This window comes from Steroidobacter sp., assembly GCF_016790065.1.
Classification (GTDB): Bacteria; Pseudomonadota; Gammaproteobacteria; order Steroidobacterales; family Steroidobacteraceae; genus Steroidobacter.
Window position 1 is genome coordinate 1 of the sequence record NZ_JAEUPY010000721.1, and the last position, 8943, is coordinate 8943.

An 8943-nucleotide genomic window follows, 5' to 3' on the forward strand; every position below is an offset into this window, starting at 1 on the left:
GTGCCGTCGCTCATGGTCACGAACTGCGACGTGAGCACCTGGCTTTGCCATTCGCGTTGGCTCGGGCTCGGGTTATCGGCAATTGCCGCAGGCGTTGCGACCAACAGAGCCATCGTCAGCGCCAGCGCGCCCATCGCCACACGAATCCGCTGCATCATCCACTCACTCGCGTTCGGCTAGCGCCGTAGAGTCCGGTCGAAAAAATCCAGCACCACAGTTTCCGCAAACACGTCGTGCTTGCCTTCGGGCTTCACATAAAAGTCGACTGGCACGCCTCGATCCAGCAATCGATAACCCAGATCGATCATGGACTCCATGTGCCCGGCGTAATCCAGCTCGCCCATGGTGAACAGCACCGGCGCGCGCCAGCGATCGATATTCGCCGCCGGCGATGAAGCAAAGGCCAGGTCGTCGACACGAGTGCGCTCGGACAGTGGCATGAACACCGGCGGCGCACTGCCATCGGAGTAGTCCGTCTCGTCCTTCTGCATCTCCACGATCCAATCGGCAACGCCGAACAGCGAGGCTCCGGCCGCGAACTCTTCTGCCAGGCGGGTCAGTGCCAAGCCAACGATGTGTCCACCGTAGGAATGTCCGACGATGCCGATGCGTTTGCTGTCGACATCTGCACGACCATGCAGATAGCGAACGACTGCGGCAATGTCTTTGACTTCGCTACCGCCAGTCGCACCCGCTTCCGCAGCGAGGCGGAACGCGTAGCCGAACCCTACGCTACCGCGATAGTTGATATCAACCACAAGGTAGCCGCGACTCACCGCGTACTGAGCGAAGTTCGCATAGTCGCTCTGCCCCGCCATCACCCGTTCGCGCGGACCGCCGTGACTGGTCACGAGCACAGGATAGCCACCGGCCGGCGCTGGCGTGCGTGGTTGATAGACGATGTGGTGAGAGACGAAGCCATCGTCGGCTTTCAGTTCAACGCTGCGACCTTGCACGAACTGTTGCCACACACCGCTGTACTTGGCAGCTGTAGCAGACGTCGGCGTGAGCACATGTTCGCGCCCCGTCGAATCTATCACCACGCGGCGAATGGGTCGACGGCCTGCAGTATCCGCAAGATAAGAAACGTAGCCGCTCGATAGAAACTGCGGAATCTGTTCGATCCCGACATTACGGGTCAGGCGACGAGCCTTGCGCCCATCGAGCGGTAGATCCCACAACTGCACGCCCGCGAGGTCGTCCACATTGCTCTCGTAAAGCAGCCGCGTACCATCGGCGTTAAGCGCGACCGCACTGACTTCACCTCGATCCGATGAAAGCAGCGTCGCTGGCCCGCCCGACGACGGCACCGCATACAGCGCTCGCCAGCCCGTCCGTTCCCACGGAAAGATGAGTCTGTCATCGCGTGTCCACAACAGTGGCTGACCTTTGAAACGATCCAACGCCAATGCTCCACCCGGGCCCCGCTGGGCAGTCCACAGCGTTGCGACTCGATCCGCGTCGTCACGAAGCTCGGCCATCATGATGCTCCAGGGCACCACATTGGTCGCCGGCGTGAACCGATACTTCATGGTCCAATTGCCGGGCTCGCGCAGGAAAGCCAAGCGTTTGCTGTCGCGCGACCAGGTCGGACTGGTGTCCGCGAAGATTCCAGGCTTCAAGTATCGTGAGCGCAGGCTGTCGAGCTCGACGATGGCGATATAACTTTGCTTGGCACGGCGATGACTGACGAAGGCCACTCGCGAACCGTCGGGCGAGTAGCTGATATCACTCAAGCGCACCGACGCTTCATGACGCGCGTCATCTGACTCCAGCAGTGCGCGCCGCTGCCATTTGCCGTCAGTCCCTGCTCTGAACTCATAGAGCATCTTGCCTTCGGCATAAGCAAAGGCGCGCCCGTCGGGTGCGAACGCCAAGCTCTTTTCAAAAGGCAGCGGCTTCGGAACCGCCGTCGAACTCGCGATGAGCTCGATCTTGCCGGACACAACGTCCACGGTGAGGAGTTGCCGCGAGTCCGATTTCGGTGGCTCACCTTTCGCGGCAGCGATTGCTTCCTCGCGACAAGCCGCCGCTCCACGACAGCCCGTGTACTTGCCACGTACCACAAACAAGGTTCGCCCATCGGGAGACGGATAGATCGCGGACAATGCTGGCTGCCCGCCTGCTGGCAGCAAACGACGAACTTCGAAGCGCGGCGCCGTCGCCACCACCAACTCGCCGTCTTCGATCCAGGCAGCGTACTGACCCGCATCGGAAACCGCGGTCTCGGGAAGAGACCACGATTCCGAATACGGATCAGCCTGATCGATCTCGTTCCAGGTCAAAGCACCGGCCGGCGCTGGCGCGAACGCCAGGCCGGCCGCGCACAGCGCGACTAATCTCAACATGTTCATCACCACGTCGCACGGACGCCCAAGGTGACATTGAACGGATCGCCGTACTGGTTGAGATTCACACCGCCGATGGTGCGCAGATAGGTTTCATCGAGCAGATTCTCGACGTTCAGCGAGATGCGATAGCGCGTACCGATCCGATAGCCAAACATCAACGAGGCCACTTCATAGCCTTTGCCTTCGATCCGCAGATTACTGGAGACCGCCGAGAACTCGCTGACCGAGCGCACGCCGGCGCCCACTTCCAAGCCGCCCAGCACATGATTCGGGAAGCGATAGTGGGTCCACAAGTTGATGCTGTGCTTGGGCGTGAACGTGTTGAAAATCGTGCCCTGCTGTGCAGCTGGCGCGATCACGTACTTGGTCTCAGTGAAGGCATAGCCTGCGGTCAAGTTCCAGCGCGGCGCCAACTGGCCGCTCACTTCGGTCTCGAAGCCCTGAGCGCGCACCTTACCGGCAGGCACATAGAAGCCGATGTTCAGCGGATCGGCCATCGCACGATTCTCGTCTTCGATGCGATAGACAGCAGCGTGCGCATTCACTAGACCGTCGCGAAACTCGCCTTTGACACCGACCTCATATTGTCCGCCTACCCGTGGATCGATCTGCTCTCCGCCGACGGTACGCAAGTTCTGCGGCACGAAGATCTCGGCGTAGCTGGTGTACAGCGAGAGATTCTTGCTCACATCCAGCAGCACGGCGGCGTACGGAGTGAATTCAGCGTTGGCGTCGTATTTCGAAGTTACCGTGTTGGACAGGCGGCTGAATGTTTCCGACTCCCACCAGCTGAAGCGTGCGCCACCGATCAACGTCAGCTTGCTAACAGGCTTGATGCGGACTTGGGTATAGATGCCGTACGAGTGGATTTCGGTTTCTTCATCCAGATTCAGCGTGTACGCAGACAACGGTGGCTCGGCGATGCTGTCGGGATTGAACGAGAACACGTTGACGGTGCCGAGGCTCGTCACGGCACGATTGAAATTCGTCACTGACTCGCGATGATCCGCGCCGATCAACAAGTTGTGTTGCTGTCCACCGAACTCGAACGGCGTGCTCAGATACATATCCGCAGAGGTTTCAGTGTCGTCATCATCGGCGCCGTCATGAAACCCTTTGAACTTGATCGCATTCAGCGTCATGTTGCCGTTGGCCTGCACGAACGCCGTGCTCGGAATGGTGTACGGCGCGCTGCGTTCCTGCTGACGTAACGACGCTTTGTAATGACCGCCGTTGCTCAAGCGCCCTTCCAACTCCAGAAAGCCGTCGATGTTGCGCGCCTCGTAGCGCGTCCAGTCCATCGCCCAGCTGGTGGAGCGTGGCAAGCCGAGTTGGCGGCCGGTGTTATAGGTCGGCAGCCCGTACCACATGCCAGTGTCGACGTCCTGGTAAATCACGCCGGCCGACACCGTTGCATGATCGGTCACGTCGTACTCGAGTGTTCCGTACGCCACTTGCTTGTGACTGTCGACGTTGTGCCAATACGATTCGGCATCTCGCAACGAGACGACCGCGCGACCACGCAACCGCCCGGACTCGGTGATGGGTCCAGTGACATCGAGTTCACCTCGATACGCTTCCCAAGAGCCAACACTGGCCACTGCAGCCAACTGAAAATCCGACAGCGCCCGTTTGCGGACCATGTTCACCGTCACACCGGGTTCGCCCGCACCTTTGAACATGCCCGCAGCACCTCGCTGCACTTCGATCCGTTCGAGCACAGCCGGGTCCGCATACATCGCGGCAATCACACTACTGCTGCTGGACGCAGGTTGGCCGTCGATCAGAATCGTATCCGCCGAATAGCCGCGCGCCATGATGCTGCTCATCAATCCAGTGGGATTGATCGAGCGCACGCTCACGCCCGTGACGTTTCTCATGGCATCGTCCACGGTCGCGAGGTTCTGATCCTCGAGCCGCTGCCGAGTCATCACTGAAATCGAATGGGGAATTTCGCGCAACGGCTGCGCGGTCTTGCTCACCATGCCCACCGCTTCGGTGTATTGGCCGGTGACCACTACTTCTTCCACCGTCTTGTGCGGCTCGACGATGATGGCGCCTTGCGACGTGACGCGGAACGTCAGCCCCGAGCCGCTCAGCAGTCGCTGCAGGACTTCATCGCGTTCCAGTTCGCCCTTGAGCGCTGGCACGCGCTTGCCGCGTACCACGTCGGGAGTAAACAAAATCTCGGTACCGATCTGACGGCCGAATTGCATCAGCGCCACGGACAAGTCCTGCGCTGGAATATCGATCTGCAGTTTTTCTTGGGCACTCGCGGCGTGCGTGACGGACATCGCCAGCAAGCTGGCGCAAATGGCGGCGGCAAGTTTCAACGAAGGTTTTGACATGACTGTTCCCCAGGTGGGCGAGCTCAGGTGCCCGCTCTCACTAACAGAGAAACGTAACCCAACGACAAACCCTCACAGTCAGGCACTCAGCGAGCGACGTCGACATCGTCTTTCAACGCCAACACCATCTCGCCCTGCTCGCCTCGGCGCACGCTCAGCGGCAGCAGTTCCTGAATGATGGCAGCGAATCGATCGGGTTGACCGATGCGGAACACACCGCTGACCCGCAAGGTACGAGCAGCATCGTCAGCGATCACTAGCGGCACGTCGGAGTAACGATTCAATTCGGCGATGGCGCGCTCCAGCGATTCGTCCTCGAAAGCGATCCAGCCTTCGTGCCAACTGGTCGCTTGCGCCGCCTTGGTGGCACCGATCGACGCTGATTCGCCTGGCGCCGCGACCAGCCGCTGATCCGGTCGTAACTCCACTCGCTCGGTTCGCTGGGTGATTTTTTTCAGCAGGGAGCGCTCGTCGCGCTCCACGCTGACGCGGCCTTCGAGCAGCACCACTTCCAACCGCTCGCCACTCAACTTGACGTCGAATTTGGTACCCAACGCCTCGATGCGTCGATCGGCGGCGATCACCACGAAGGGACGCTTGGGATCCTTGGCGACTTCGAAGAACGCCTGGCCTTTCAGCAGCCGCACCTCGCGACGCTGGGGCGTGAAGTCGATTCGGAAATCGGTGTCCAGATTCATCGCTACCTGCGAGCCGTCGGGCAACGCGACGCTGGATTGTTGTTTTTGTCCGGTCACGTACTGACCGGCGCTGGCGAGATCCGGCGTCACTGATGGATCACGCACTCCGACAGCGAGATGCCAAGTCAAGGTGGCGATAGCGACGACTGCCGCTAGCGTACCGCCAGCAACGGCCACCGCCCGCGGCCAGACTTTCGGCTCGGGACCCGCCGCCAACGCTGCAACTCGCAACGCTCTGAGCTCACCGCCCTCGACCGTCGACTCGATTCCCTGCCACATCGCGGCCGTTCGCTGGTACGCATCGCGATTGGTTTCATTAGCCAGCAGCCAATGCTCGAACTCGTCGTGATCGCCAGGCGTCATGGCTTGCGCATCCTGGCGGACAAACCAATAGGACGCCGCTTCGAGCGGGGTCATCGCCGCCAGCTCTTGTCTGCGCTTGTCGTTACTGCGCCTGGTGTTCACTCGTCACCCATCCGCTGCGTGAGGTATGCCGCCGCCCGCGCCACTTGTTTCTCGACCAGACTCAGCGATACGCCCAGGCGCTTGGCGATATCTTGATACCGTAAGCCCTCCAGCCGACGCAGAATGAAAACGGTGCGAGTTCGCTCCGGCAACTCCAGTAACGCCCGCGCCGCGCGTGACAACGTTTCGCGTCCGATCAGAATCTGTTCCGACGAGAAATCGTTGCTCGCATGGACCGCCGGATCGAAGCTTTGATGTTGTTCGCTGTGTCGAGAGACGCGTTTGCGAGCGCGGTCTACTAGCGCACTCGCCGCTGTCTCGAACAGATAACCGCGGGCGTCTTCCAAGTGAGCTATGCCGCCTCGCTTCACTAAACGCTCGAAGACTTCCTGCACCAGATCCTCAGCCTCGGCTTTCTCCTTGACCCGGCGCTCGAAGAAGCGCAGCAGGATGGTGCCGAACTGAGTCGACAACGCCCGCAGGCGTTCGTGTTCGTCGGCAGTCAATTCCGACCGAGAATACTGCGGTTGTGCTTCGGGAGGCGGCGTCACAATCCAGGCAAATTACGCCGGCGTCACGTGCCTGACAACATCGCCAAAATTATTTTCGCGCAGCTGTACGGGTTTCCGCCGGGCTTACGTTCTAGTGAGAGGCGCACTCATTTCTTGTTTCGAATCAGGCCGGCTTCCGGGAAAGAGCGTTGCCCGGATAGCAACACCCCAGGCTCGCGACCGCGCAGGTAGGTGTCGAAAAACTCCAGCACATAGCCGTTGACGATGTCATGGGCCAGCGTCGGATGCAGGCGCCGCGGATCATGAGGCAGTAACAGCGAGCTGGCGGAAAAGTGGCCATGACGGGCTCGCGGCAGCATGACGTCGAACCAGTCGGCGCCACTGCGGGCATAGAGTTTCCAGAAACGGCTTTCTGCAGAGGCTTCGACCTCTCGAACATCTGCGCCCTCGTCGGCTTCGACCACGGGACCGGTGCGAAGCTGCATGATGGGACGCTGCGTGCCGGAGTCGGCGACATCGGTGAACAACCAGCCATCCAGATTGACTGCCGCCTTCACGCGCGGTTCATCGCGAGTCGCTTGTAGCGCGAGCGCGCCGCCTAGCGACCATCCCAACGCACCGACACGTTCGAGATCGAGCCGGTTGTGAAATCGATCGCCGGGTGTGGCGTTGGCTCGAGCCAGACGGTTCAACACGAAGCGGATGTCTTCGACGTGAGTGGGCATCATCCGCTCGGCGTAGTGCTTCACGGTGCGTTGGAAGCGCTCCTCTTCCGAAAGCGCCTGCTTCTCTTCTTCCGAGAACCGAGGTTGAATCTCAACGTCTGGAAGATACGTGCTGCCGTCCGGGAACCGTTCGATACCGTTCAACCCCGTGTGCCCGATGCCGACCACCAAGTAGCCGTGGCTGGCCAGAAACTCGGCTTGCACGACGCCGGTGAACACCTGCGCACCACCGCCTGGGTTGTACAACAGGATGGGCAGTCGTCCCGGCTCGCTCGCCAGCGGCGCTGCACGCACCGAGGCAGCTCGCACATCTTTATACCGAGCAAAGCCCTTCTGTAACTCCGTCGAGTACAGCTGAGGATTCAGAATGTACGGCGCCCGCTGCGCCTCCTTGGAGACCTTCGCCGGATACCAGATCTGCACCAGCAACGGACGCCGGTCATCGGCAACCTGCGTCGTGGTCTCCAAGCGCTGCTCATCGATCCACAGCTGTTCTTCCGTGCCGGTGCGATAAGGACCATGAGCGAGACCTGCAAACGGGTCGTCTGCAGGCAGCTTCACCTGCTCGGCGCCACTGCAGACAGGTGCCGTTGCAAGCAACGCCGCCATCACGACGGCGGCAGCGTAAACGCACCTCACAGCTTCACATGCACTCGTAGCGTCACGTTGCGCGGCGTGCCGTAGATGCTGTCGCCGGTAATCATGCCCAGCGACTGGTAATACACCTTGTCCAACAGATTCTCCCCGTACAGCGAAATAGAAATGTCGTCGGTGACACGGAACTGCGCAGAGGCATTCCACAGCGCGTATCCACCCTGGCGCGGCGGCCCTGCCCCGACCCAATCGAATGTGTAACCCGAGAAGCTCGATTGAGCATTGACCCCGGCATTGAGCGTCCAGCGCGAGGCGTTACCCGGCAAATTCCAAGTCGTCCAAAGTTTGAACAGATGGCGCGGTGTCCAATTGAACAGTCGCGCCGCCTCGGTGCCCGAGGCTTCGTCTTCATACTTCGGCCGCGTGTGAGTGTAGCCCGCGAACAGTTGCCAGCCGTGACTCAGTCGGCCGCTGAATTCGATATCCAGGCCTTCGGTGGTCGTGTCTCCCAATGACAGATAGCAACAGGTCGCGCCCCTATCCGCAGGCGTCCACGGGTAGTTCGGGTCCTGCATTCCTTCGCCATTGCGTTGCACCCGGTAAAGCGCGACGGCTACGTTGACGCCCTCGAAGATCGTGCCCTTGACGCCGACCTCATACCCGTCGCCAGTGACCGGATCCAACGGCGTGCCGGGCAATGGTGCTTGCAACAAGCTGCCTTGTGGATTGAACGCCTGCGCGTAGCTGGCATAACCAGACCATCGATCGTTGAACTCGAACACGAGTGCCGCGCTCGGCACGAACGCACTCTCGCGATAACTCGCTGGCCAGGTGCTGGCGGCACCGAGCGAGCCGTCGGAATTGAGATCGAAGCCAGCCGCTTCGATCTCATAGTCGGTATAGCGACCGCCGACGACCAAGCGCAGCGGATCTGTCACTTTAAACCCCAGCGTCGCATAGGCGCCCCGCTGCGTCTGTCGACTCAAAGCGGTGAGATAAGTCGGCGTGCGTGCCGATGGCGGAAACGCGCCGGGGTCGTAGTTGAAGACATCGACTTCGCGCAAGCCCCACGGATAGTCGTCGTACTGATAGCTGCGACCGCCGCCGCCATTCATCTGTGCATAGTCGACGCCTATCGCAAAACTATGCTGGCGCGAGAACAAATCGAACTTGCCACCGACGAACAGGTCCGCCAGCGTGCGCTTGGAGTGGCTATCGGCACCAATGCCGAGGCCCGTGGAGCCGGTGAG

At 60.7% G+C, this 8943-nt stretch carries 6 protein-coding genes; all 6 read right to left on the minus strand.

The genetic code is table 11. The annotated features are described in order from the left end of the window. Positions 1-176: 176 nt before the first annotated feature. Complete coding sequence (locus tag JNL55_RS29395) at positions 177-2348, minus strand: S9 family peptidase (protein WP_293863032.1); 2172 nt, start codon at positions 2346-2348, stop codon at positions 177-179. 5 nt (positions 2349-2353) lie between these two features. Continuing rightward, the gene (locus tag JNL55_RS29400) at positions 2354-4699 is read right to left on the minus strand and encodes a TonB-dependent siderophore receptor (protein ID WP_293863034.1); all 2346 of its coding nucleotides are present in this window, start codon (positions 4697-4699) and stop codon (positions 2354-2356) included. Positions 4700-4785: 86 nt separating this feature from the next. Continuing rightward, positions 4786-5862 carry a FecR family protein gene (locus JNL55_RS29405; RefSeq protein WP_293863036.1) on the minus strand — a complete coding sequence of 359 codons (1077 nt, stop codon included), beginning with the start codon at positions 5860-5862 and terminating at the stop codon, positions 4786-4788. Then, positions 5859-6368, minus strand: a complete 510-nt coding sequence (locus JNL55_RS29410; protein WP_293863038.1) for an RNA polymerase sigma factor — start codon at positions 6366-6368, stop codon at positions 5859-5861. The genes JNL55_RS29405 and JNL55_RS29410 overlap by 4 nt, the downstream gene beginning before the upstream one ends. Positions 6369-6520: 152 nt before the next feature. Then, positions 6521-7738 carry an alpha/beta hydrolase family protein gene (locus JNL55_RS29415; protein ID WP_293863040.1) on the minus strand — a complete coding sequence of 406 codons (1218 nt, stop codon included), beginning with the start codon at positions 7736-7738 and terminating at the stop codon, positions 6521-6523. Then, positions 7735-8943 (minus strand): TonB-dependent siderophore receptor (locus JNL55_RS29420; RefSeq protein WP_293863042.1); only part of this gene is annotated, 1209 nt, incomplete at its 5' end. The genes JNL55_RS29415 and JNL55_RS29420, both read right to left, overlap by 4 nt.

Coding starts and splice junctions, on each gene's coding strand:
- JNL55_RS29395 (WP_293863032.1), bottom strand. CDS start 2,348: ATGTTGAGATTAGTCGCGCTGTGCGCGGCCGGCCTGGCGTTCGCGCCA.
- JNL55_RS29400 (WP_293863034.1), bottom strand. CDS start 4,699: ATGTCAAAACCTTCGTTGAAACTTGCCGCCGCCATTTGCGCCAGCTTG.